The following is a 23,141-nucleotide window of genomic DNA, read 5'->3' on the forward strand; positions in this document are numbered from 1 at the left end:
TTGAATTCACCCGAGCAACGAAACACGAGGGATAGTCCAAGTGCTCGACGTCAACTTCTTCGACGAGTTGCGCATCGGCCTTGCTACCGCTGACGACATCCGGCAGTGGTCGCACGGCGAGGTCAAGAAGCCCGAGACGATCAACTACCGCACCCTCAAGCCCGAGAAGGACGGACTCTTCTGCGAGAAGATCTTCGGTCCGCAGCGGGACTGGGAGTGCTACTGCGGTAAGTACAAGCGTGTCCGGTTCAAGGGCATCATCTGTGAGCGCTGCGGCGTCGAGGTGACCCGCTCCAAGGTCCGGCGTGAGCGCATGGGCCACATCGAGCTGGCCGCCTCCGTCACCCACATCTGGTACTTCAAGGGCGTCCCGAGCCGTCTGGGCTACCTGCTCGACCTGGCGCCCAAGGACCTCGAGAAGATCATCTACTTCGCCTCGTACGTGGTGACGAGCGTGGACGCCGAGTCGCGTCACCGCGACATGTCCACGATCGAGAACGAGATCTTCGCCGAGAAGCGCCAGTCCGAGAACGGCCGTGACTCGGAGATCGAGAAGCGTGCCGCGAAGCTGGAGCAGGACCTCGCCGAGCTCGAGGCCGAGGGTGCCAAGGCCGACGTGCGCCGCAAGGTCAAGGAAGCCGGCGAGCGCGAGATGCGCCAGATCCGCGACAAGGCGCAGCGCGAGATCGACCGCCTCGACGAGGTGCTCGACACCTTCCGCAAGCTCGACTCGAAGCAGCTGGTCACCGACGAGCTGCTCTACCGCGAGCTGCGTGACCGCTTCGGTGAGTACTTCACCGGTGGCATGGGTGCCGAGGCGATCAAGGCGCTGCTCCAGAACATGGACCTGGACGCCGAGGCGGAGAACCTCCGGGAGATCATCCGCACCGGTAAGGGTCAGCGGAAGATCCGGGCGCTCAAGCGGCTCAAGGTCGTCGCGGCGTTCCTGAACACCCGTAACTCTCCGCTCGGCATGGTCCTGGACTGCGTCCCGGTCATCCCGCCGGACCTGCGCCCGATGGTGCAGCTCGACGGTGGCCGGTTCGCGACCTCCGACCTGAACGACCTGTACCGCCGGGTCATCAACCGGAACAACCGCCTCAAGCGTCTGATCGACCTCGGTGCGCCCGAGATCATCGTGAACAACGAGAAGCGGATGCTCCAGGAGGCCGTCGACGCGCTGTTCGACAACGGCCGTCGTGGCCGGCCGGTCACCGGTCCGGGTAACCGCCCGCTGAAGTCGCTGTCCGACATGCTCAAGGGCAAGCAGGGCCGGTTCCGTCAGAACCTGCTCGGCAAGCGGGTCGACTACTCCGGTCGTTCCGTCATCGTCGTCGGCCCCCGGCTCAAGCTGCACCAGTGCGGCCTGCCGAAGCAGATGGCGCTGGAGCTCTTCAAGCCGTTCGTGATGAAGCGCCTGGTGGACCTCAACCACGCGCAGAACATCAAGTCGGCCAAGCGGATGGTCGAGCGGCAGCGCCCGGTCGTGTGGGACGTCCTCGAAGAGGTCATCTCCGAGCACCCGGTCCTGCTGAACCGTGCTCCGACCCTGCACCGTCTGGGCATCCAGGCCTTCGAGCCTCAGCTGGTCGAGGGCAAGGCGATCCAGATCCACCCGCTCGTCTGTACCGCGTTCAACGCGGACTTCGACGGTGACCAGATGGCGGTCCACGTGCCGCTGTCGGCCGAGGCTCAGGCCGAGGCCCGGATCCTGATGCTGTCGTCGAACAACATCCTCAAGCCGGCCGACGGCAAGCCGGTCACCATGCCCACCCAGGACATGGTCATCGGGCTGTACTACCTGACCCACATGACGCCCGGTGCCAAGGGCGAGGGCCGGGTGTTCAGCTCGGACGCCGAGGCGCGGATGGCGTTCGACAACGGTGAGCTGCACCTCCAGGCGCCGGTGAAGATCCGTCTCCGGGAGGTCATCGGGGTCGACAACGGCGCCAAGGGCGAGGCCTGGGTCGCGCCGGAGGAGTGGGTCGAGGGCGACCCGGTGCTGGTCGAGACCACGCTGGGCCGCGTCATCTTCAACGAGACGCTGCCCCCGGGCTACCGGTACGTGAACTACGAGATCCGCAAGGGTCAGCTGTCGGCGATCGTCAACGACCTCGCCGAGCGCTTCCCCAAGGTCGCCCTGGCCGCGACCCTGGACGCGCTCAAGGAGGCCGGCTTCCACTGGGCCACCTGGTCCGGTGTGACGATCGGTATGGGCGACGTCATCGCGCCCCCGCGCAAGCCGGAGATCCTCGCCAAGTACCAGGCCGAGGCGGACCGGATCGACAAGCAGTACCAGCGTGGCCTGATGACCGGTGAGGAGCGCCGCGGCGAGCTCATCGAGATCTGGACCAAGGCGACCAACGAGATCTCCAAGGAGATGGAGACCGCGCTGCCGCAGGAGAACCCGCTCTGGGTCATGATCAACTCCGGCGCTCGCGGTAACCTCCTCCAGCTCCGGCAGATCGCCGCGATCCGTGGTCTGGTGGCCAACCCCAAGGGTGAGATCATCCCGCGGCCGATCACCTCGTCGTACCGTGAGGGTCTGACCGTTCTGGAGTACTTCATCTCCACGCACGGTGCCCGTAAGGGTCTGGCTGACACCGCCCTGCGTACCGCCGACTCGGGTTACCTGACCCGTCGTCTGGTGGACGTCTCGCAGGACGTCATCATCCGCGAGGAGGACTGCGGTACCGAGCGCGCGATCCCGATGGCGGTCACCGACGCCGAGCGGGTCGACGGCAAGCTGGTCGTGCACCAGCACGCCGAGACCGGCGTGCACGCCCGGACGCTGGCCGACAACATCGACGACGCCAACGGCAACCGCGTGGTGTCGCGTGGCGACGACCTCAACTCGATCATGGTGGAAGCGCTTGTCGCGGCCGGCGTCGAGACGGTTCGGGTGCGCAGCGTCCTGACCTGTGAGTCGAAGCTCGGCGTGTGCGCGGCCTGCTACGGCCGTTCGCTGCCGACCGGCAAGGCGGTCGACATCGGCGAGGCGGTCGGCATCATCGCCGCCCAGTCCATCGGTGAGCCCGGCACGCAGCTGACGATGCGTACCTTCCACACCGGTGGTGTCGCGGGTGAGGACATCACCCAGGGTCTGCCGCGTGTCCAGGAGATCTTCGAGGCCCGCGTTCCCAAGGGCAAGGCGCCCATCGCCGACACCCCGGGACGCGTCCGCATCGAGGACGGCGAGCGCTCTCGCAAGATCATCGTGGTGCCGGACGACGGCAGCGAGGAGATCGTCTACGACAAGATCTCCAAGCGCGTCAAGCTCCGCATCCCGGACGGCGGCCACGTCGGCGTCGGCGAGAAGCTCACCGAGGGCACCATCGACCCGCACGAGCTGCTGCGCATCATGGGCCCGCGCGCGGTCCAGGTCCACCTGACCAGTGAGGTCCAGGAGGTCTACCGCTCGCAGGGTGTGCTCATCCACGACAAGCACATCGAGATCATCATTCGCCAGATGCTCAAGCGGGTGACGGTCATCGACTCCGGCGCGACCGAGTTCCTGCCGGGTGTGCTGGTCGACCGGGCGCTCTTCGAGTCGGAGAACCGCCGGCTCGTGGGCGAGGGTGGCGAGCCCGCCGCCGGTCGTCCGGTGCTGATGGGTATCACCAAGGCCTCGCTGGCGACCGACTCGTGGCTCTCCGCGGCCTCCTTCCAGGAGACCACCCGGGTGCTCACCGACGCTGCGATCAACTCGCGCAGCGACTCGCTGGTGGGCCTCAAGGAGAACGTCATCATCGGTAAGCTCATCCCGGCCGGTACCGGTATCTCCAAGTACCGGAACATCCGGGTCGAGCCGACCGAGGAGGCCAAGGCGAAGGTGTACTCGATGACCGGGTACCCGGAGACCGACTACGGCTTCGGGCCGGCCAGCGGGCAGGCTGTGCCGCTGGACGACTTCGACTTCGGGTCGTACCGCTAAGGATTTCTCCGCATGGGGCGGTCGCGCTGGGCGCGGCCGCCCCATGGGCGTTTCTAGGATGGTGGCGTGACGCTTCCCGTAGTTCCCACCCGTCACCCGATGGACCCCGAGCCGGTGCCGATGACGAAGGCCCGGGCGGTTTTCGCGCTGGGTTTGGTGGGGCTGCTCACCGGGCCGCTGGTGGGTGGGGTGATCCCGGCCACGCTGGCGTTGCTCCTGGCCCGCCAGTCGGCCCGTCAGGCGTACGCGGCTGGGGGCTATCTGACCGGTTCGGCCTGGATCCGGCGGGGCCGTCAGCTCGCCTGGACCGGCCTCGTGCTGGCCGCGACCGCGCTGGTGGTGGCCTTGATCGCAGGGCTACTGCACCTGGCGGCGGCGCCCGGGCAGGATTTCGCGCCGGGCACTGACTGACCGGGCACGGTTCAGCGCGGTTCGGGTGGGCTGCACGCCCGCTCGTGCGGGTGACATGCTTGGTGATATGACGCAGCCCCCGGGTCAGCCCTACCAGCCGTCCTACGGCCCCTCGTATGGTCCTGGGCCCGGCTACGGGGCGCCGTCGCCGTACGGATCTCCCTATGGTTTCCAGCCGCCTCCGCCGCCGGTCTCGGCGGGCTGGCAGCCGGAGCGGCTGGAACAGGTGACCGGGACCGAATTCGGTCTGGTCCATCTTCAAGTCGCGCCCATCACGTCGGGGCCGGCCATCGGTTCGCTGGCCGCCGGCATCGCCGCGATCGTGGTCTCCTTCGCGGCCCTCTGCTTCGGCGTCTCCGGCGCCGAGGCGGGCTGGGGCGGTTGGGTCGCCGGCGCGTTCGCGCTGCTCAGCGTCCTGGCGTGCGGGGGAGCGGTGGGCGCCGCGGTGATCGCCAGACGGCAGATCGCGGGCACCGGTGAGCCGTGGCGGGTCCGTTTCACCGGCCGTGGCCTGACCACCGGCGGGATCATCTGCGGCTTGATCGGTGCTTTTCTGGCGGTGCTGTCGTTGGCGCTGGGGCTGACGTTGCAGTTGTCATGAGCGGACACCGGCTCTCGAGGCCGCGGCCGCGCCCGGATCCGGCACCGCAGCGATGGTGCGCCAAGCGACCCGGTACACTGGTATACGGAGATGTCCATCGTGGGAGCCTGGGCTCATTTTGACCTGGGTGCGCAGGGTGGGTAGGCTTTCCCCTCGTGCCCGGGCTCGCCCGGGCAACTCGTGCGTGCACCCGTTTCGGAACGTGCGACGGGTTAGAGCACCACGACGGGCAGGGCTCAGTGATGGCCCTGTTCACACAGACAACATCCGGAACGCGTGAACCTTCACGCGCGATGGGACCGTGAGCCGGACGACACGCCCGACCGCGGGTGCCGGACGCCTCCTCTGGGGGGTGGCCGGCACACAGAGGCAGAAACACACGGTGCGGCCGTACAACAGGAAGCGGCCGAAGGGAGCGGAGAAACCCGGTGCCCACGATCCAGCAGCTGGTCCGCAAGGGCCGCCAGGCGAAGACGAGCAAGACGAAGACGCCGGCGCTGAAGGGAAGTCCCCAGCGGCGCGGCGTGTGCACGCGCGTGTACACCACCACCCCCAAGAAGCCCAACTCTGCGCTGCGCAAGGTCGCTCGTGTGAAGCTCAGCAGCCAGATCGAGGTCACGGCGTACATCCCGGGCGTCGGTCACAACCTGCAGGAGCACTCGATCGTGCTCGTGCGCGGCGGCCGTGTGAAGGACCTTCCGGGCGTTCGCTACAAGATCGTTCGTGGTTCGCTCGACACCCAGGGTGTCCGGAACCGCAAGCAGGCCCGCAGCCGTTACGGCGCGAAGAAGGAGAAGAGCTGATATGCCGCGTAAGGGACCCGCTCCGCGCCACCCTGTGGTCGCTGACCCGGTGTACAACTCCCCGCTGGTAACGCAGCTGGTCAACAAGATCCTGGTCGGCGGCAAGCGTCAGCTCGCCGAGCGCATCGTGTACGGAGCCCTCGAGGGCTGCCGTGAGAAGAGCGGTGGCACCGACCCGGTGGTCATCCTCAAGCGCGCCATGGACAACGTGAAGCCGACCCTCGAGGTCCGCAGCCGCCGTGTCGGTGGCGCGACCTACCAGGTTCCGGTCGAGGTCCGCACCCCGCGTCAGACCACCCTCGGTCTGCGCTGGCTGGTCCAGTACTCCAAGGCCCGCCGCGAGAAGACCATGATCGAGCGCCTGCAGAACGAGCTGCTCGACGCGAGCAACGGCCTCGGCGCCGCGGTCAAGCGTCGTGAGGACACCCACAAGATGGCGGAGTCCAACAAGGCCTTCGCGCACTACCGCTGGTAAGACCCTGCTGCGGGCCCGGCTTCCGGCCGGGCCACGGCAGTCGTACCGGTCCTAGAGACGACGACGAAGAAAAGTAGGGATGGAAGTGGCCGCCGCAGACGCGCTCGCCAAGGTTCGCAACATCGGCATCATGGCGCACATCGACGCTGGTAAGACCACGACAACCGAGCGAATCCTGTTCTACACCGGCATCACGTACAAGATCGGTGAGGTCCACGAGGGCGGCGCCGTCATGGACTGGATGGAGCAGGAGCAGGAGCGCGGTATCACCATCACTTCCGCCGCCACCAAGTGCGAGTGGAAGGGTCACACGATCCAGATCATCGACACGCCCGGCCACGTCGACTTCACGGTCGAGGTCGAGCGGTCGCTGCGCGTGCTCGACGGCGCGGTGGCGGTCTACGACGGCGTTGCCGGCGTGGAGCCCCAGACCGAGAACGTCTGGCGTCAGGCGGACAAGTACAACGTCCCGCGGATGTGCTTCGTCAACAAGCTGGACCGGACCGGCGCGGACTTCTTCCGCTGCGTGCAGATGATGATCGACCGGCTGAACGCGACGCCGCTCGTGCTCCAGATCCCGATCGGGCTCGAGGGCGACCACATCGGTGTCGTCGACCTGATCGAGATGCGTGCCCTCACCTGGCGTGGTGAGACCCAGAAGGGTGAGGACTACGCGATCGAGGAGATCCCGGCCGACCTGGCCGACTCCGCGGCCGAGTGGCGCGAGAAGCTCATCGAGACCCTCGCCGACGTCGACGACGCGGTGATGGAGAAGTACCTCGAGGGCGAAGAGGTCTCGATCGAGGAGATCCGGGCCGCCATCCGGCGCGCCACGATCGCCAGCAAGGCCAACCCGGTGCTCTGCGGCTCGGCGTTCAAGAACAAGGGTGTGCAGCCGATGCTGGACGCCGTTGTCGAGTTCCTGCCGTCGCCGCTGGACATCCCGGCCATCGAGGGCACCGCGACCGACGGCGAGACGCCGATGCAGCGGAAGCCGTCGAACGACGAGCCCTTCTCGGCGCTGGCCTTCAAGATCCAGACCGACAAGCACCTCGGCAAGCTGACCTACGTGCGGATCTACTCCGGCACGCTCGAGACCGGTACCCAGGTGATCAACTCCACCAAGGACCGCAAGGAGCGCATCGGCAAGATCTACCAGATGCACGCGAACAAGCGTGAGGAGCGCACCACCGCGCAGGCCGGCGACATCATCGCCGTCCAGGGTCTGAAGCAGACCACCACCGGTGACACGCTCTGCGACCCGGCCAAGCCGGTCATCCTGGAGTCGATGACCTTCCCGGAGCCGGTCATCCAGGTCGCCATCGAGCCGAAGACCAAGTCGGACCAGGAGAAGCTGGGCACCGCGATCCAGCGTCTGGCCGAGGAGGACCCGACCTTCCGCGTCTTCAACGACGAGGAGACCGGGCAGACCATCATCGCCGGCATGGGCGAGCTCCACCTCGACATCCTCGTCGACCGCATGCGGCGCGAGTTCAACGTCGAGGCGAACATCGGTAAGCCGCAGGTGGCGTACCGCGAGACGATCCGCGGCACCGTGGAGAAGCTCGACTACGTCCACAAGAAGCAGACCGGTGGCTCGGGTCAGTACGCGAAGGTCATCGTCAAGGTCGAGCCGCTCGGCCTCGAGGCCGACGGTCCGACCTACGAGTTCGTGAACGCCGTCACCGGTGGCCGTATCCCCAAGGAGTTCATCCCCTCGGTGGACGCGGGCGCGCAGGACTCCCTGCAGTACGGCGTTCTCGCCGGCTACCCGCTGGTCGGCGTGAAGTTCACGCTCCTGGACGGTCAGTACCACGAGGTCGACTCGTCCGAGATGGCGTTCAAGATCGCCGGCTCGATGGCGATGAAGGAAGCGGCCCGCAAGGCCGACCCCGCTCTGCTCGAGCCGATGATGGCCGTTGAGGTCACCACCCCTGAGGACAACATGGGTGACGTCATCGGCGACCTCAACTCCCGGCGTGGCATGATCCAGTCGATGGAGGAGCGCCACGGCGCCCGCGTCGTCAAGGCTCTGGTGCCGCTCTCGGAGATGTTCGGCTACGTCGGCGACCTGCGGTCGAAGACTGCCGGCCGGGCTAGCTACAGCATGCTGTTCGACTCCTACGCCGAGGTTCCGCAGAACGTGGCGAAGGAGATCATCGCTAAGGCCACCGGCGCCTGATGCGTTGAGGCACGTGCGGCCTGTCGAGGGCCGCACGTGCACTGGCAGTCGACAGAGTCCTGAGCGCCTTATCGGCGTGCCGGGCGACAAGTAATGATCAGTCCACAGGAGGACACCAGTGGCGAAGGCGAAGTTCGAGCGGACTAAGCCGCACGTCAACATCGGCACCATTGGTCACATCGACCACGGTAAGACGACGCTGACTGCGGCCATCACGAAGGTCCTGCACGACGAGTTCCCGGACCTGAACCCGTACACCCCGTTCGACGAGATCGACAAGGCGCCGGAGGAGAAGGCCCGCGGCATCACGATCTCGATCGCGCACGTCGAGTACCAGACCGCGGCGCGCCACTACGCGCACGTGGACTGCCCCGGCCACGCCGACTACATCAAGAACATGATCACCGGTGCGGCGCAGATGGACGGCGCCATCCTGGTGGTCGCCGCGACCGACGGCCCGATGCCGCAGACCAAGGAGCACGTGCTCCTGGCCCGCCAGGTCGGCGTTCCGTACATCGTCGTCGCCCTGAACAAGAGCGACATGGTCGAGGACGAGGAGCTCCTGGAGCTCGTCGAGCTCGAGGTCCGCGAGCTGCTCAGCACCTACGAGTTCCCGGGCGACGACCTGCCGGTCGTGCGCGTGTCGGCGCTCAAGGCGCTCGAGGGCGACCCGGAGTGGACCGGCAAGCTCCTGGAGCTGATGAACGCGGTCGACACCGCGATCCCGCAGCCCGAGCGTGAGACCGAGAAGCCGTTCCTCATGCCGATCGAGGACGTCTTCACGATCACCGGCCGTGGCACCGTGGTGACCGGTCGCGCCGAGCGTGGCATCCTCAAGCCGAACGAGGAGGTCGAGATCGTCGGTATCCGCGAGAAGTCGACCAAGACCGTCTGCACCGGCATCGAGATGTTCCGCAAGCTGCTCGACGAGGCCCGCGCGGGTGAGAACGTCGGTCTGCTGCTCCGCGGCATCAAGCGCGAGGACGTCGAGCGCGGCATGGTCGTCGTGAAGCCGGGCACCACGACTCCGCACACGGAGTTCGAGGGCCAGGTCTACATCCTCTCCAAGGAGGAGGGCGGCCGGCACACCCCGTTCTTCCAGAACTACCGCCCGCAGTTCTACTTCCGTACCACGGACGTCACCGGCGTCGTCACGCTGCCCGAGGGCACCGAGATGGTCATGCCGGGCGACTCCACCTCGATGGCCGTGAAGCTGATCCAGCCGATCGCCATGGACCAGGGCCTGAAGTTCGCGATCCGTGAGGGTGGCCGCACCGTCGGCGCCGGAACGGTCACGAAGATCATCAAGTGATTGCGAGGGTTGTTCACGGCGCGTTCTGTTCGTGAGCAACCCTCACTGGTGACCCCGATTAGCATTGCCGGATTCAATCGGGCATACTAGTCAGGTTGCGTCCGCGCGGGGTGGGTATCAGCTCAGCAGTAGCACTGCTAGATCAGGTACCCGCCCTCGCCGGGTGTCCGGGTGTGTTCCTCTGCCACCCAGTGACACCTTAGATCCCCGTGATCGACTGGAGTGCTAGCACTCTGCGTGGGCTCCTTATGCCGAGGGGCGCGACACGCCCGACCGCGGGGGTCGGACAACGCAGGATCAACCGTCCTGCGGGCATGCGGAGGTCAACCCGCTTCCGCAGGTAGCGGCATCGAGAGAAGGAAACAGAAGCCACCATGGCGGGACAGAAGATCCGCATCCGGCTCAAGGCCTATGACCACGAGGTCGTCGACTCCTCGGCGCGGAAGATCGTCGAGACGGTGACGCGTACCGGGGCGCAGGTCGCGGGCCCGGTGCCGCTGCCCACGGAGATCAACCGTTTCTGCGTGATCCGTTCGCCGCACAAGTACAAGGACTCGCGCGAGCACTTCGAGATGCGCACGCACAAGCGTCTGATCGACATCATCGACCCGACTCCGAAGACGGTCGACTCGCTCATGCGCCTCGACCTGCCGGCTGGCGTCGACATCGAGATCAAGCTGTAGGGATCGCGACTAATGGACAGGCAAGTTAAGGGGATCCTGGGCGCCAAGCTCGGCATGACCCAGGTCTGGGACAACAACAAGGTCGTCCCGGTGACCGTGGTTCAGGCCGGCCCGTGCGTCGTGACCCAGGTCCGCACCGATGAGAAGGACGGCTACTCGGCTGTCCAGCTGGCGTACGGCGCCATCGACCCGCGCAAGGTGAACAAGCCGGAGAGCGGCCACTTCGAGAAGGCCGGCGTCTCGCCGCGTCGTCACGTCGTGGAGCTGCGCACCGTCGACGCCGGCGAGTACGAGCTGGGCCAGGAGGTCACCGTCGACGCGTTCACGGTCGGCCAGCCGATCGACGTGACCGGCAAGACCAAGGGCAAGGGCTACGCCGGTGTCATGAAGCGGCACGGCTTCCACGGTCTGCGCGCGAGCCACGGTGTCGAGCGCAAGCACCGCTCCCCGGGTTCGATCGGCGCCTGCGCCACCCCGGGTCGTGTCTTCAAGGGCGTCAAGATGGCCGGTCGCATGGGTGGCAAGCGCTTCACCGTGCAGAACCTGGTCATCCAGGCCGTCGACACCGAGCGCAACCTGATCCTGGTCCGCGGCGCGGTGCCCGGTCCCAAGGGCGCGCTGATCCTGGTCCGTTCCGCGGCGAAGAAGGGCGGTGCCAAGTGAGCTCGGTTGACGTGATCAACGCTGAGGGCGCGAAGGCCGGCTCGGTCGAGCTTCCCGGCAACGTCTTCGGCGTCGAGCCGAACATCCCGCTGATGCACCAGGTCGTCGTGGCGCAGCTGGCCGCGGCCCGGCAGGGTACGCACAAGGCGAAGACGCGCGGTGAGGTCGCCGGCGGCGGCAAGAAGCCGTACAAGCAGAAGGGCACCGGCCGCGCCCGTCAGGGCTCGATCCGGGCGCCGCAGTTCACCGGTGGTGGCGTCGTGCACGGCCCCGTGCCGCGCGACTACAGCCAGCGGACCCCCAAGAAGATGAAGGCTGCCGCGCTGCGTGGCGCCCTCTCGGACCGGGCGAGTGAGAACCGCGTGCACGTGGTCGAGGCGTTCGTCACCGGCGAGAAGCCGTCGACGAAGACCGCGATCGCGACGCTGCGCAAGGTCGCCCAGACCACCAAGGTTCTGGTCGTCCTGGACAGCCAGGACGAGCTGAACTGGGTGTCGCTGCGGAACGAGCCGACCGTTCACCTCATCGAGGCCGGCCAGCTCAACACGTACGACGTGCTGGTCGCCGACGAGGTGGTCTTCACGAAGGCCGCGCTCGACGAGTTCCTGGGCGGGTCCGAGAAGTCCGAGGAGGGCGACAAGTGAGCACGATCGCCGACCCGCGCGACATCATCGTCGCCCCGGTGGTCTCCGAGAAGAGCTACAGCGTTCTCGACCAGAACTGGTACACGTTCGAGGTCCGTCCGGACGCGAACAAGACCCAGATCAAGATCGCGATTCAGCAGATCTTCAACGTCCGCGTGCTGACCGTGAACACGGCGAACCGCGAGGGCAAGCGCAAGCGCACCAAGTCCGGCTGGGGACAGCGCAAGGCGACCAAGCGCGCGATGGTGAAGCTGGCTGACGGTGACCGTATCGAGGCCTTCGGCGGCCCGGTCAGCTAAGGGGTTTGTGAATCATGGCAATCCGTAAGTACAAGCCGACCACGCCGGGCCGTCGTGGCTCCAGCGTCGCCGACTTCGCCGAGATCACCCGGTCCACGCCGGAGAAGTCTCTGCTGGTTCCGCTGCCCAAGAAGGGTGGCCGCAACGTCCACGGTCGCATCACCACGCGGCACCAGGGCGGTGGCCACAAGCGGCAGTACCGGCTGATCGACTTCAAGCGGAACGACAAGGACGGCGTGCCGGCCAAGGTCGCTCACATCGAGTACGACCCCAACCGCACCTCCCGCATCGCTCTGCTGCACTACGCCGACGGTGAGAAGCGCTACATCCTCGCGCCGAAGGACCTCAAGCAGGGCGACCGCGTCGAGTCGGGTGTGGGCGCGGACATCAAGCCGGGCAACAACCTGCCCCTGCGCAACATCCCGGTCGGTACGACGATCCACGGTGTGGAGCTTCGTCCCGGCGGTGGCGCCAAGCTGGCCCGTTCGGCCGGCGTCGGCATCCAGCTGCTCGGCCGTGAGGGTGTGTACGCCACGCTGCGTATGCCCTCCGGCGAGATCCGTCGCGTCGACGTCCGCTGCCGCGCGACGATCGGCGAGATCGGCAACGCCGAGCAGTCGAACATCAACTGGGGTAAGGCCGGCCGTATGCGGTGGAAGGGCAAGCGCCCGACCGTCCGTGGTGTCGCCATGAACCCTGTCGACCACCCGCACGGTGGTGGTGAGGGTAAGACCTCTGGTGGTCGTCACCCGGTCAACCCGGCTGGTAAGCCGGAGGGCCGTACCCGCCGCAAGGGCCAGGAGAGCGACAAGCTGATCGTTCGCCGCCGCTACGCCACCCGCAAGCGCGGGTAACGGGAGTTAAAGATGCCTCGCAGCCTCAAAAAGGGCCCGTTCGTCGATGACCACCTGCTCAAGAAGGTGGAAGTCCAGAACGAGAAGAACTCGAAGAACGTCATCAAGACCTGGTCGCGGCGCTCGACGATCATCCCCGACATGCTCGGGCACACGATCGCTGTGCACGACGGGCGCAAGCACGTCCCGGTCTTCGTCACCGAGGCGATGGTCGGGCACAAGCTCGGCGAGTTCGCTCTGACCCGGACGTTCAAGGGTCACGAGAAGGACGACCGCAAGAGCCGTCGTCGCTAAGCAGATACACGGATCTGAGGAATTAGGAGCTACAGCGATGCCAGTCAAGGGCGACGCTCCGGTGCTTCCGGGCGCGCGGGCGGTTGCGCGGCACGTGCGCATCTCGCCGAACAAGGCGCGCCGGGTGATCAACCTCGTTCGTGGTCTGCCCGCGAAGGAGGCGCTGGTCGTCCTGCAGTTCGCGCCGCAGGCCGCTAGCGAGCAGGTCTACAAGGTGCTTGCCAGCGCCGTCGCGAACGCGGAGAACAACGAGCGGCTCGACCCCGACGCCCTCCTCGTGAGCGAGGCGTTCGTCGACGAGGGCCCCACGCTCAAGCGGTTCCGTCCGCGGGCGCAGGGCCGGGCGTACCGGATCCGCAAGCGCACGTGTCACATCACCATCGCGGTCGAGGCGGTCCAGACGGCCCGCCCGGCGAAGAAGGCCGCGGCCAAGAAGGCTGCGCCGAAGGCCGAGTCCCAGAGCACGGAGGGTGCCGAGTAATGGGTCAGAAGGTTCACCCCACCGGGTTCCGCCTCGGCATTTCCACCGACTGGCGAAGCCGCTGGTTCGCGGACAAGCTCTACAAGGACTACATCGGCGAGGACGTCAAGATCCGCCGCATGATGTCCCAGGGCCTCGAGCGTGCCGGCATCTCCAAGGTGGACATCGAGCGCACCCGGGACCGGGTCCGCGTCGACATCCACACCGCCCGGCCGGGCATTGTCATCGGCCGTAAGGGTGCGGAGGCCGACAAGATCCGCGGGAAGCTCGAGAAGCTCACCGGCAAGCAGGTCCAGCTGAACATCCTCGAGGTCAAGAACCCCGAGTCGGATGCCCAGCTGGTCGCGCAGGGTGTCGCCGAGCAGCTGTCCTCCCGGGTCAGCTTCCGGCGGGCGATGCGCAAGGCGATGCAGTCGGCCATGAAGAACCCGATCTGCAAGGGCATCCGGGTGCAGGTCTCCGGCCGTCTCGGCGGCGCGGAGATGAGCCGCACGGAGTTCTACCGTGAGGGTCGCGTTCCGCTGCACACGCTGCGGGCCAACATCGAGTACGGCTTCTTCGAGGCCCGTACCACGTTCGGCCGCATCGGCGTGAAGGTCTGGATCTACAAGGGCGACGCCGTTCCGGGTCGGGAGGTCGTCGCCGAGGCGCCGGCTCGCCCGCGCCGGGACCGTGCCGACCGCGCCGAGCGTCCGCGTCGTGGCCGTTCCGGTTCGTCCGGCACGACCGCGGGCGGCACCGAGGCCGGCCGGGCCGCGCAGGCCCAGGCGTCCGCCGACAACACCGCCGCTGCTCCGGCTGCGGCTGAAACGCAGCAGGAGGGCTGAGCCATGCTGATGCCGCGTAAGCCCCCGAAGGGCTTCCGCAAGCCGCACCACCCGGACCGCAGTGGCGCGTCCAAGGGCGGCAACCGGGTCGTCTTCGGCGAGTTCGGTATCCAGGCGCTGGAGCCCGCGTACGTGACGAACCGGCAGATCGAGTCGGCGCGTATCGCGATGACCCGCCACATCAAGCGTGGTGGCAAGGTCTGGATCTCGATCTTCCCGGACCAGGCTCTGACCAAGAAGCCGGCTGAGACCCGTATGGGTTCCGGTAAGGGTTCTCCGGAGTGGTGGGTTGCGAACGTCAAGCCGGGACGCATCCTCTTCGAGATGTCCTTCCCGAACGAGACGATCGCGCGTGAGGCGATGCGCCGCGCGATCCACAAGCTCCCGATGAAGTGCCGCATCGTGACGCGCGAAGTGGGTGAAAGCTGATGGCAGCGGGCGTTAAGGCAGCCGAGCTCCGCGAGCTTCCTGAAGAGGAACTGGTCGCGAAGCTGCGGGAGGCCAAGGCGGAGCTGTTCAACCTTCGTGTGCAGCGCGCGACCGGGCAGCTCGACAATCACCGTCGACTGCAGGTCGTCCGCAAGGACATCGCGAAGATCTACACGATCATGCGTGAGCGCGAGCTTGGGCTCTCGGTCGCGCCGGATGAGGTGACGGCATGAGTGAGAACACCACCACCGCTCCGCGCGCTCAGCGCAAGGTGCGTGAGGGTCTCGTGGTCAGCGACAAGATGGACAAGACCGTCGTTGTCGAGGTCGAGGACCGCGTCAAGCACGCGCTGTACGGCAAGGTCATCCGCCGTACCCGCAAGCTGAAGGTGCACGACGAGCAGAACTCGGCCGGCGTCGGCGACCGGGTTTCGATCATGGAGACTCGTCCGCTCTCCGCCACCAAGCGGTGGCGCATCGTGGAGATCCTCGAAAAGGCCAAGTGAGTGCGCTGGGCCGGCTCCGGCCGGCCCAGCGGACCATCGTTCCGCCAAGCTTCGGGCCTGCGGCCCGGAGAACTGGCAGACATAGGAGACAGACGTGATCCAGCAGGAGTCGCGACTGCGCGTCGCCGACAACACGGGTGCCCGGGAGATCCTGTGCATCCGGGTGCTCGGTGGCTCCGGTCGCCGTTACGCGAGCATCGGCGACGTCATCGTGGCCACGGTCAAGGACGCCATCCCGGGCGCCGGTGTGAAGAAGGGTGACGTCGTCAAGGCGGTCGTCGTCCGCACCGCCAAGGAGAGGCGCCGTCCGGACGGCTCGTACATCCGTTTCGACGAGAACGCCGCCGTCATCATCAAGGACGGCGGGGACCCCCGCGGTACCCGCATCTTCGGCCCGGTCGGGCGCGAGCTGCGCGACAAGCGGTTCATGAAGATCATCAGCCTGGCGCCGGAGGTGCTCTGACCGTGAAGATCAAGAAGGGCGACACGGTCGTCGTCATCGCCGGCAAGGACAAGGGCGCGAAGGGCAAGGTCATCGCGGCCTACCCGACGCGTGACAAGGTCCTGGTCGAGGGCGTCAACCGCGTCAAGAAGCACGAGCGCATCCGCACGAACCAGCGCGGTTCGAAGACCGGCGGCATCGTCACTCAGGAAGCCGCGATCCACATCTCGAACGTGCAGGTGCTGGACGGCGACGGCAAGCCGACCCGGATCGGCTACAAGATTGACGAGAACGGCAACAAGGTCCGGATCGCGCGTACGACCGGTAAGGAACTCTGATGACTGCCGCCACCGAGACCAAGACGCTGCCGCGCCTCAAGCAGAAGTACCGCTCCGAGGTTGCGCCGGCCATCAACGAGCAGTTCAAGTACGGCAACCCCATGCAGATCCCCGGCCTGGTCAAGGTCGTCGTGAACATGGGTGTCGGCGAGGCTGCCCGGGACTCCAAGCTGATCGACGGCGCGGTCCGTGACCTGACCACCATCACCGGCCAGAAGCCGCTGGTGCGCCGGGCGACCAAGTCCATCGCGCAGTTCAAGCTGCGTGAGGGCATGCCGATCGGCGCGAAGGTCACCCTCCGCGGCGACCGGATGTGGGAGTTCCTGGACCGGCTGCTGTCGATCGCGCTGCCGCGTATCCGCGACTTCCGCGGTCTGGACGGCCGGAAGCTCGACGGGCACGGTAACTACACCTTCGGTCTGACCGAGCAGTCGGTGTTCCACGAGATCGATCAGGACAGGATCGATCGGCCGCGGGGCATGGACATCACGGTGGTCACCACCGCCGCGACTGACGACGAGGGCCGGGCGCTGCTCAAGCTCCTGGGCTTCCCGTTCAAGGAGAACTGAGCATGGCGAAGAAGGCGCTGATCCTGAAGGCTGCCGCGAAGCCCAAGTTCGCTGTGCGTGCCTACACCCGCTGCCAGAAGTGCGGTCGCCCGCACTCGGTCTACCGCAAGTTCGGCCTGTGCCGGGTCTGCGTGCGGGACATGGCCCACCGCGGTGAGCTCCCCGGCGTGTCCAAGGCCTCCTGGTAACTTCCGTCCTCCGGCCCGCCGTCCGCGGCGGGCCGTCAGGCGGACCCGAATGTAATGCCGCTTCGCCGTAGGCCTGAGCCCGGCTCGGGAACCCCGGCGAGAAAGGTTGACGAATACCCATGACGATGACGGACCCGATCGCAGACATGCTCACGCGTCTGCGTAACGCCAACCAGGCGTACCACGACAAGGTGACGATGCCCTACTCGAAGATCAAGGCGAACATCGCCGAGGTCCTCAAGGCTGAGGGTTACATCGCCTCGTGGACGTCTGAGGAGCCCGAGGAGGGCGCGGTCGGCAAGCGTCTGGTCGTTGAGCTCAAGTACGGCCAGAACCGCGAGCGCAGCCTCGCCGGCATCAAGCGCGTCTCGAAGCCGGGCCTGCGGGTTTACGCCAAGTCCGACGAGCTGCCCCGCGTGCTCGGTGGCCTCGGTGTCGCGATCATTTCGACGTCCCAGGGACTGCTGACCGACAAGCAGGCCCGCAAGCGGAGCGTGGGCGGGGAAGTCCTCGCCTTCGTCTGGTAACTGGAGACTTAGACATGTCGCGAATCGGACGTAAGTCGATCCCGGTCCCGGCCGGCGTCGACGTCACCATCACGGGGCAGACCGTCAAGGTCAAGGGCCCCAAGGGCGAGCTCTCGCACACCGTCGCCGAGCCGATCACGGTCTCGCAGGACGGCGGCGAGCTGGTCGTCAACCGCCCCAACGACGAGCGCAAGGCCAAGGAACTGCACGGCCTTTCTCGTACCCTGGTCGCCAACATGATCACCGGCGTCACCGAGGGCTACAAGAAGACGCTCGAGATCAACGGCACCGGTTACCGCGTGACCGCCAAGGGCAAGGACCTCGAGTTCGCCCTGGGCTTCTCGCACCCGGTCCTGGTTCCGGCGCCGGCGGGCATCACCTTCTCCGTCGAGAAGCCGACCCAGTTCACCGTCACTGGTATCGACAAGCAGCTGGTGGGCGAGGTCTCCGCGAACATTCGCAAGATCCGTCCGCCGGAGCCCTACAAGGGCAAGGGCGTCAAGTACCAGGGCGAGGTCATCCGCCGCAAGGCTGGAAAGGCAGGTAAGAAGTGACCGCCACGCTGCTCAAGCGCCGCAACGGCGGCGGCGTCGCCGCCAAGCGTGCCGTCGGCAAGGCGCGTCGGCACTTCCGGGTCCGCAAGAACGTCCGTGGTACGGCCGAGCGTCCCCGCCTTGTCGTCACCCGGTCCTCGCGGCACATCACCGCGCAGATCATCGACGACCTCAAGGGCCACACGCTGGCTTCGGCGTCCACCCTCGACACCTCGATCCGGGGTGGCGAGGGCGACAAGACCGCCCAGGCCGGCAAGGTCGGTGCGCTCCTCGCCGAGCGGGCCAAGGCCGCGGGGATTTCCAAGGTCGTCTTCGACCGGGGTGGCAACAAGTACGCGGGCCGGATCGCCAAGCTCGCGGACGCCGCTCGCGAAGCCGGACTCGAGTTCTAGGAGGGATTGACCAATGCCTGGTCAGCAGCGCCGAGGCGGCGGGTCCGGCGGTAACACCGAGGGTGGCAACCGCAGGGACAACCGCCGTGAGGGCGGCCGCGGCAACGCGCCCGTCGAGAAGACCCCGCACCTGGAGCGGGTCGTCGCGATCAACCGTGTCGCGAAGGTCGTCAAGGGTGGTCGTCGCTTCAGCTTCACCGCCCTGGTGATCGTCGGCGACGGTGACGGCACCGTCGGTATCGGCTACGGAAAGGCCAAGGAGGTGCCCGCGGCCATCGCCAAGGGCGTCGAGGAGGCCAAGAAGCACTTCTTCAAGGTTCCGCGGATCGGTGCGACCATCCCGCACCCGATCACCGGCGAAGCCGCCGCGGGTGTCGTGCTGCTCAAGCCGGCCTCTGCCGGTACCGGTGTCATCGCCGGTGGCCCGGTGCGTGCCGTGCTCGAGTGCGCGGGCATCCACGACATCCTGTCGAAGAGCCTGGGCTCGTCGAACCCGATCAACATCGTGCACGCGACGGTGGCCGCGCTGAAGGGCCTCGAGTCGCCGGAGATGGTCGCGAAGCGTCGTGGCCTGCCGGTCGAGGACGTGGCGCCGGCGGCCATGCTGGCGGCACGTGCGGAAGCGGCGGTGCACTGATGGCCCGCTTGAAGGTCACCCAGATCCGGTCCGGTATCGGCCGTAAGCAGAACCAGCGGGAGTCCCTGCGGTCGCTCGGTCTGAAGCGGATCAACGATGTGGTGGTCAAGGAGGACCGTCCCGAGATTCGGGGCATGATCTTCGCCGTGAACCACCTCGTCACTGTCGAGGAGGTCGAGTAAATGGGGATCAAGGTCCACCACCTTCGCCCGGCGCCCGGTGCGAAGACCACCAAGACCCGCGTGGGTCGTGGTGAGGGTTCGAAGGGTAAGACCGCGGGCCGCGGTACCAAGGGCACCGGGGCTCGCAAGAACACCCCGGCGTCGTTCGAGGGTGGGCAGATGCCCATCCACATGCGGCTCCCGAAGATCAAGGGTCTGGGCAACCGGCCCCGTAACAAGGTCGTCTTCCAGGTGGTCAACCTGGACCGGCTGGCCGAGCTGTTCCCGAACGGCGGCGAGGTCGGCCCGGCCGAGCTCGTCAACGCCGGCGCGGTCCGCAAGGGCCAGCCGGTGAAGGTTCTGGGCTCGGGCGAGCTGGGCGGCGTGTCGCTGACCATCTCGGCGCACGCGTTCAGCGAGTCGGCCAAGGAGAAGATCGCCGCAGCCGGTGGTTCCGCCACCGAGCTGTAGGACGTGAAACGGTGAGAGGCCGCGGTACCGGGGAAACCCGGCGCCGCGGCCTCTTCCGTTGTTCCGGGAGTGGCGTAAACGGCCCTGTGCGGCGCGTGAGGCCTGGATCCCGGTGTGGACGCGTTGCCCATCGGGTGAGCGGCCAAAGTGCCGTGACGGCCGTCTCAGGCCGTTTGGTGGGAATCCCCGTTGCGGAGAGTGGCTCCCTTCGATGGATCGGGGACGCCTTCCGGCCCGTGCCGTAGGGTGGGGCGGGCATTTCGATCGGGCGCGCAAGCACCCGCTTCAGCCATGAAGCCGGACACTTGTGTTGTACTGGGACATCGGCCGGTGCGATGCCGGTGGTTGCGCTCTCGGCCTTGCTGATACAGTGCTCCGCTGGCGGCCTATACGGCTGCTCAATGATGTGTGCCCGAAGTTCCGGGATACCGCAACCCAGAGTGTGGCGACCACGCAGGAGGATCAGTTGTTGTCCGCCTTCTCGAGCGCGCTTCGGACGCCTGACCTGCGGAAGAAGCTACTCTTCACGGTAGCGATTGTGGGGATCTACCGTTTCGGTGCCACATTGCCCAGTCCGGGCGTGTCGTACTCCAACGTTCAGGCCTGTATCAAGCTCACCGAGTCCGACACGAACGGCGTTCTCAACCTGCTGAACCTGTTCAGCGGCGGCGCGCTTTTGCAGTTGTCCGTGTTCGCGCTGGGCATCATGCCCTACATCACGGCGTCGATCATCCTGCAGCTGCTCACCGTGGTCATCCCGCGGTTGGAGCAGCTCCGCAAGGAGGGTCAGTCCGGCCAGGCGAAGATCACGCAGTACACCCGCTACCTGACGCTCGGCCTCGCCGTGCTCCAGGCGTCGGCGTTCGTGGCGCTCGCCCGTACCGGTCAGCTGTTCAACAACATGTGCGACCAGGACGACCCGGCCTACCAGATCATCCCCGAGAACACCGGCATCCCGATGTGGCTCACCCTGAGCCTGCTCGTGATGACGATGACCGCCGGCACCGGCGTGGTCATGTGGCTCGGCGAGCTGATCACCGACCGTGGCGTCGGCAACGGCATGTCCGTGCTGATCTTCACCTCGATCGCGGCCCGCCTCCCCGGCGAGGGCTGGAGCATCAAGGAGTCCAGCGGCACCGGCAAGTTCTTCCTGGTGATCGGCCTGGTTCTGGTGATCATCGCGCTGGTCGTCTTCATCGAGCAGGCGCAGCGCCGGATCCCGGTCCAGTACGCGAAGCGCATGATCGGCCGGCGGATGTACGGCGGCACCTCCACCTACATCCCGCTCAAGGTGAACCAGGCGGGTGTCGTCCCGGTCATCTTCGCGTCCTCGCTGCTCTACCTGCCGCAGCTCTACCTGCAGTTCTTCGACCAGAACAAGCTCAAGGGCTACCAGGTCTGGATCCAGAACTACCTGGCCAACCCGACCCACTGGCTGTACATCGCGGTCTACTTCCTGCTGATCATCTTCTTCACGTACTTCTACGTGTCGATCACGTTCAACCCGACTGAGGTCGCGGAGAACATGAAGAAGTACGGTGGTTTTGTTCCGGGTATCCGCCCGGGCAAGCCGACCGCCGACTACCTCGACTTCATCCTCAGCCGGATCACCCTGCCGGGCGCGCTGTACCTTGGTCTGATCTCGGTCCTGCCGAACTTCTTCTTCATCTGGCTGAACCAGCAGCAGTACCAGAACTTCCCGTTCGGTGGTACCGCGGTGCTGATCATGGTGGGTGTGGGCCTGGAGACGGTGAAGCAGATCGAGAGCCAGCTCATGCAGCGGAACTACGAAGGGTTCCTCCGGTAGTGGGTACGCGGGGCCGGGGGGCTCTGGCGTCGGTGGGCGTGGTTTCTCAGGACCGAAGCGAGGCGATGTAGGTGCGGCTGGTACTGGTGGGCCCTCCGGGGGCCGGCAAGGGGACCCAGGCTGAGTTCATCGCCGCCCATCTCGCCGTACCGAAGATCTCGACCGGGGACATCTTCCGGGCGAACGTGTCGCAGGGGACGCCGCTGGGCGTCGAGGCCAAGCGCTACATGGACGCCGGGCAGCTGGTCCCGGACGAGGTCACCATCAACATGGTGCGCGACCGGCTCGCCGAGCCGGACGCGAGCGACGGCTTCCTGCTGGACGGCTTCCCGCGTACCGTGCCGCAGGCCTCGGCGCTGGACAAGCTGCTGGCCGACCTGGGCACCGCGCTGGACATCGTGATGGAGCTCGTGGTCGACGACGACGAGGTCATCCGGCGGCTCTCCGGCCGGCGTACCTGCCGGGGCTGCGGCAAGATCTGGCACGTCGAGTTCGACCCGACCAGCAAGCCGGACATCTGCGACCGCTGCGGCAGTGAGCTGTTCCAGCGCGACGACGACAAGGCCGAGACGATCGCCAACCGTCTCGTGGAGTACGCCGACAAGACCGCGCCCCTGGTCGACTTCTTCGGCGCCCAGGGCAAGCTGGTGGGCATCGACGCCACCGGCCCCGTGGAGGACGTCACCGTGCGCGCGATCGACGCTCTCCGGTCGTACGGCGGCTGATTCCGCCGACCGATTCACTTCCGCCGCCCCGGGGTCTCCCGGGGCGGCGGCATTTCTAGGACGAAGAGGGTTAGGCTCACCGCCATGCGCCGCCAAGAGCTGAACATTCAGCTGAAGACTCCCGAGCAGATCGAGAAGATGCGGGCGGCCGGTCTGGTCGTCGCCGCGGCTCTGGACGCGATGCGCGCAGCGGTCGCCCCGGGTGTCTCCACCGCCGACCTGGACGCCATCGCGGAGAAGGTGATCCGGGACGCCGACGCCATCCCGTCCTTCAAGGGCTACCACGGCTTCCCGGCGTCGATCTGCGCCTCGGTGAACGAGCAGGTGGTGCACGGCATCCCGAGCGCCGGTCAGGTGCTCCGGGAGGGCGATCTGATCTCGCTGGACTGCGGCGCGGTCCTGGACGGCTGGCACGGCGACTCGGCGATCACGGTCGGGGTGGGCGAGACCGACCCGGCGCTGCTGCGGATGGCCGAGGTGGCCGAGGACGCGATGTGGGCCGGGATCGCGGCGGCGGCCCGTGGGATCGCCAACGGCCGGGGCAAGCTGACCGACATCTCGTTCAACATCGAGCGGTCGATCCGCAAGGCCGGCCGGTACGGGATCGTCGACGGCTACGGCGGCCACGGCATCGGCACCGAGATGCACCAGGACCCGCACGTGCTGAACCACGGCAAGCCGGGCCGGGGCATCCGCCTCGAGGTGGGCCTGGCCCTGGCGATCGAGCCGATGATCACGATGGGCTCGCCGCGGACCGTGGAGCTGGAGGACGGCTGGACCGTGGTGACCCGGGACGGGTCGCGGGCGGCGCACGTCGAGCACACCATGGCGCTGATGGAGGACGGGGTCTGGGTGACCACGGCGCCGGACGGCGGCCGGGCTCGTCTGGGTGAACTGGTGACCGCCCGGCAGGCATAGATCGCGGTGGCCCGT

At 66.9% G+C, this 23,141-nt stretch carries 31 protein-coding genes; all 31 read left to right on the forward strand.

Annotation, left to right across the window (positions count from 1 at the left end; all coding sequences use genetic code 11):
* Positions 1-40: 40 nt before the first annotated feature.
* The 31 genes from BJ964_RS13210 (at position 41) to map (ending at position 23,126) form a co-directional block, all read left to right on the forward strand.
* Positions 41-3,934 carry a DNA-directed RNA polymerase subunit beta' gene (locus tag BJ964_RS13210; protein ID WP_188120952.1) on the forward strand — a complete coding sequence of 1,298 codons (3,894 nt, stop codon included), beginning with the start codon at positions 41-43 and terminating at the stop codon, positions 3,932-3,934.
* 99 nt (positions 3,935-4,033) lie between these two features.
* Positions 4,034-4,345 carry a hypothetical protein gene (locus BJ964_RS13215; protein ID WP_188126926.1) on the forward strand — a complete coding sequence of 104 codons (312 nt, stop codon included), beginning with the start codon at positions 4,034-4,036 and terminating at the stop codon, positions 4,343-4,345.
* Between the two features lie 67 nt (positions 4,346-4,412).
* Complete coding sequence (locus tag BJ964_RS13220) at positions 4,413-4,946, forward strand: hypothetical protein (RefSeq protein WP_229806626.1); 534 nt, start codon at positions 4,413-4,415, stop codon at positions 4,944-4,946.
* Positions 4,947-5,374: 428 nt separating this feature from the next.
* On the forward strand, positions 5,375-5,749 hold the full coding sequence (gene rpsL, locus BJ964_RS13225) for a 30S ribosomal protein S12 (protein ID WP_014440718.1): 375 nt from the start codon (positions 5,375-5,377) through the stop codon (positions 5,747-5,749).
* 1 nt (position 5,750) lies between these two features.
* The gene (gene rpsG, locus BJ964_RS13230) at positions 5,751-6,224 is read left to right on the forward strand and encodes a 30S ribosomal protein S7 (protein WP_188120954.1); all 474 of its coding nucleotides are present in this window, start codon (positions 5,751-5,753) and stop codon (positions 6,222-6,224) included.
* Between the two features lie 85 nt (positions 6,225-6,309).
* On the forward strand, positions 6,310-8,406 hold the full coding sequence (fusA, locus tag BJ964_RS13235) for an elongation factor G (RefSeq protein ID WP_188120955.1): 2,097 nt from the start codon (positions 6,310-6,312) through the stop codon (positions 8,404-8,406).
* Positions 8,407-8,524: 118 nt separating this feature from the next.
* Positions 8,525-9,718, forward strand: a complete 1,194-nt coding sequence (gene tuf / locus BJ964_RS13240) for an elongation factor Tu (protein WP_188120956.1) — start codon at positions 8,525-8,527, stop codon at positions 9,716-9,718.
* 374 nt (positions 9,719-10,092) lie between these two features.
* Complete coding sequence (gene rpsJ / locus BJ964_RS13245) at positions 10,093-10,401, forward strand: 30S ribosomal protein S10 (RefSeq protein ID WP_007073037.1); 309 nt, start codon at positions 10,093-10,095, stop codon at positions 10,399-10,401.
* Between the two features lie 12 nt (positions 10,402-10,413).
* Positions 10,414-11,064, forward strand: coding sequence for a 50S ribosomal protein L3 (gene rplC, locus BJ964_RS13250; RefSeq protein WP_188120957.1), 651 nt, complete (start codon positions 10,414-10,416; stop codon positions 11,062-11,064).
* The gene (gene rplD / locus BJ964_RS13255) at positions 11,061-11,708 is read left to right on the forward strand and encodes a 50S ribosomal protein L4 (RefSeq protein ID WP_188120958.1); all 648 of its coding nucleotides are present in this window, start codon (positions 11,061-11,063) and stop codon (positions 11,706-11,708) included. The genes rplC and rplD overlap by 4 nt, the downstream gene beginning before the upstream one ends.
* On the forward strand, positions 11,705-12,007 hold the full coding sequence (gene rplW / locus BJ964_RS13260) for a 50S ribosomal protein L23 (RefSeq protein WP_183222833.1): 303 nt from the start codon (positions 11,705-11,707) through the stop codon (positions 12,005-12,007). Before rplD ends, rplW begins: the two co-directional genes overlap by 4 nt.
* A 14-nt stretch (positions 12,008-12,021) precedes the next feature.
* Positions 12,022-12,861, forward strand: a complete 840-nt coding sequence (gene rplB, locus BJ964_RS13265) for a 50S ribosomal protein L2 (RefSeq protein WP_183222834.1) — start codon at positions 12,022-12,024, stop codon at positions 12,859-12,861.
* 12 nt (positions 12,862-12,873) lie between these two features.
* Complete coding sequence (gene rpsS, locus BJ964_RS13270) at positions 12,874-13,155, forward strand: 30S ribosomal protein S19 (protein ID WP_014687760.1); 282 nt, start codon at positions 12,874-12,876, stop codon at positions 13,153-13,155.
* 37 nt (positions 13,156-13,192) lie between these two features.
* Positions 13,193-13,636: a 50S ribosomal protein L22 gene (rplV, locus tag BJ964_RS13275; protein WP_183222835.1), complete on the forward strand. Its 444-nt coding sequence runs from the start codon at positions 13,193-13,195 to the stop codon at positions 13,634-13,636.
* Entirely contained in the window at positions 13,636-14,463 is an 828-nt protein-coding gene (gene rpsC / locus BJ964_RS13280; RefSeq protein WP_188120959.1) for a 30S ribosomal protein S3, read from the forward strand. Before rplV ends, rpsC begins: the two co-directional genes overlap by 1 nt.
* 3 nt (positions 14,464-14,466) lie before the next feature.
* Positions 14,467-14,892, forward strand: a complete 426-nt coding sequence (gene rplP / locus BJ964_RS13285) for a 50S ribosomal protein L16 (protein WP_127545789.1) — start codon at positions 14,467-14,469, stop codon at positions 14,890-14,892.
* The gene (rpmC, locus tag BJ964_RS13290) at positions 14,892-15,125 is read left to right on the forward strand and encodes a 50S ribosomal protein L29 (protein WP_183222837.1); all 234 of its coding nucleotides are present in this window, start codon (positions 14,892-14,894) and stop codon (positions 15,123-15,125) included. Before rplP ends, rpmC begins: the two co-directional genes overlap by 1 nt.
* Positions 15,122-15,397 carry a 30S ribosomal protein S17 gene (gene rpsQ / locus BJ964_RS13295; RefSeq protein ID WP_183222838.1) on the forward strand — a complete coding sequence of 92 codons (276 nt, stop codon included), beginning with the start codon at positions 15,122-15,124 and terminating at the stop codon, positions 15,395-15,397. Before rpmC ends, rpsQ begins: the two co-directional genes overlap by 4 nt.
* 94 nt (positions 15,398-15,491) lie before the next feature.
* The gene (gene rplN, locus BJ964_RS13300; protein ID WP_007465279.1) at positions 15,492-15,860 is read left to right on the forward strand and encodes a 50S ribosomal protein L14; all 369 of its coding nucleotides are present in this window, start codon (positions 15,492-15,494) and stop codon (positions 15,858-15,860) included.
* Positions 15,857-16,177, forward strand: a complete 321-nt coding sequence (gene rplX / locus BJ964_RS13305; RefSeq protein WP_188126927.1) for a 50S ribosomal protein L24 — start codon at positions 15,857-15,859, stop codon at positions 16,175-16,177. Before rplN ends, rplX begins: the two co-directional genes overlap by 4 nt.
* Positions 16,177-16,746: a 50S ribosomal protein L5 gene (gene rplE, locus BJ964_RS13310; RefSeq protein ID WP_188120960.1), complete on the forward strand. Its 570-nt coding sequence runs from the start codon at positions 16,177-16,179 to the stop codon at positions 16,744-16,746. The genes rplX and rplE overlap by 1 nt, the downstream gene beginning before the upstream one ends.
* A gap of 2 nt (positions 16,747-16,748) precedes the next feature.
* Entirely contained in the window at positions 16,749-16,934 is a 186-nt protein-coding gene (locus BJ964_RS13315; protein WP_020513598.1) for a type Z 30S ribosomal protein S14, read from the forward strand.
* A gap of 119 nt (positions 16,935-17,053) precedes the next feature.
* Positions 17,054-17,461 carry a 30S ribosomal protein S8 gene (gene rpsH, locus BJ964_RS13320; protein ID WP_014440735.1) on the forward strand — a complete coding sequence of 136 codons (408 nt, stop codon included), beginning with the start codon at positions 17,054-17,056 and terminating at the stop codon, positions 17,459-17,461.
* A 14-nt stretch (positions 17,462-17,475) separates the two neighbouring features.
* Complete coding sequence (gene rplF / locus BJ964_RS13325; RefSeq protein WP_188120961.1) at positions 17,476-18,015, forward strand: 50S ribosomal protein L6; 540 nt, start codon at positions 17,476-17,478, stop codon at positions 18,013-18,015.
* Entirely contained in the window at positions 18,012-18,407 is a 396-nt protein-coding gene (gene rplR, locus BJ964_RS13330) for a 50S ribosomal protein L18 (RefSeq protein WP_425322152.1), read from the forward strand. The genes rplF and rplR overlap by 4 nt, the downstream gene beginning before the upstream one ends.
* A 13-nt stretch (positions 18,408-18,420) precedes the next feature.
* The gene (gene rpsE / locus BJ964_RS13335; protein WP_106315548.1) at positions 18,421-19,044 is read left to right on the forward strand and encodes a 30S ribosomal protein S5; all 624 of its coding nucleotides are present in this window, start codon (positions 18,421-18,423) and stop codon (positions 19,042-19,044) included.
* A complete protein-coding gene (gene rpmD, locus BJ964_RS13340) occupies positions 19,044-19,226 on the forward strand; it encodes a 50S ribosomal protein L30 (protein ID WP_183222841.1) in 183 nt (60 codons plus the stop codon). Before rpsE ends, rpmD begins: the two co-directional genes overlap by 1 nt.
* The gene (gene rplO, locus BJ964_RS13345) at positions 19,227-19,676 is read left to right on the forward strand and encodes a 50S ribosomal protein L15 (RefSeq protein WP_188120962.1); all 450 of its coding nucleotides are present in this window, start codon (positions 19,227-19,229) and stop codon (positions 19,674-19,676) included.
* Positions 19,677-20,142: 466 nt separating this feature from the next.
* A complete protein-coding gene (secY, locus tag BJ964_RS13350; protein ID WP_183222843.1) occupies positions 20,143-21,483 on the forward strand; it encodes a preprotein translocase subunit SecY in 1,341 nt (446 codons plus the stop codon).
* A 71-nt stretch (positions 21,484-21,554) separates the two neighbouring features.
* Entirely contained in the window at positions 21,555-22,208 is a 654-nt protein-coding gene (locus tag BJ964_RS13355; protein WP_188120963.1) for an adenylate kinase, read from the forward strand.
* Between the two features lie 84 nt (positions 22,209-22,292).
* The gene (gene map / locus BJ964_RS13360; protein ID WP_188120964.1) at positions 22,293-23,126 is read left to right on the forward strand and encodes a type I methionyl aminopeptidase; all 834 of its coding nucleotides are present in this window, start codon (positions 22,293-22,295) and stop codon (positions 23,124-23,126) included.
* Positions 23,127-23,141 lie beyond the last annotated feature (15 nt).

It is taken from the genome of Actinoplanes lobatus, from assembly GCF_014205215.1.
GTDB classification, from domain to species: Bacteria; Actinomycetota; Actinomycetes; order Mycobacteriales; family Micromonosporaceae; genus Actinoplanes; species Actinoplanes lobatus.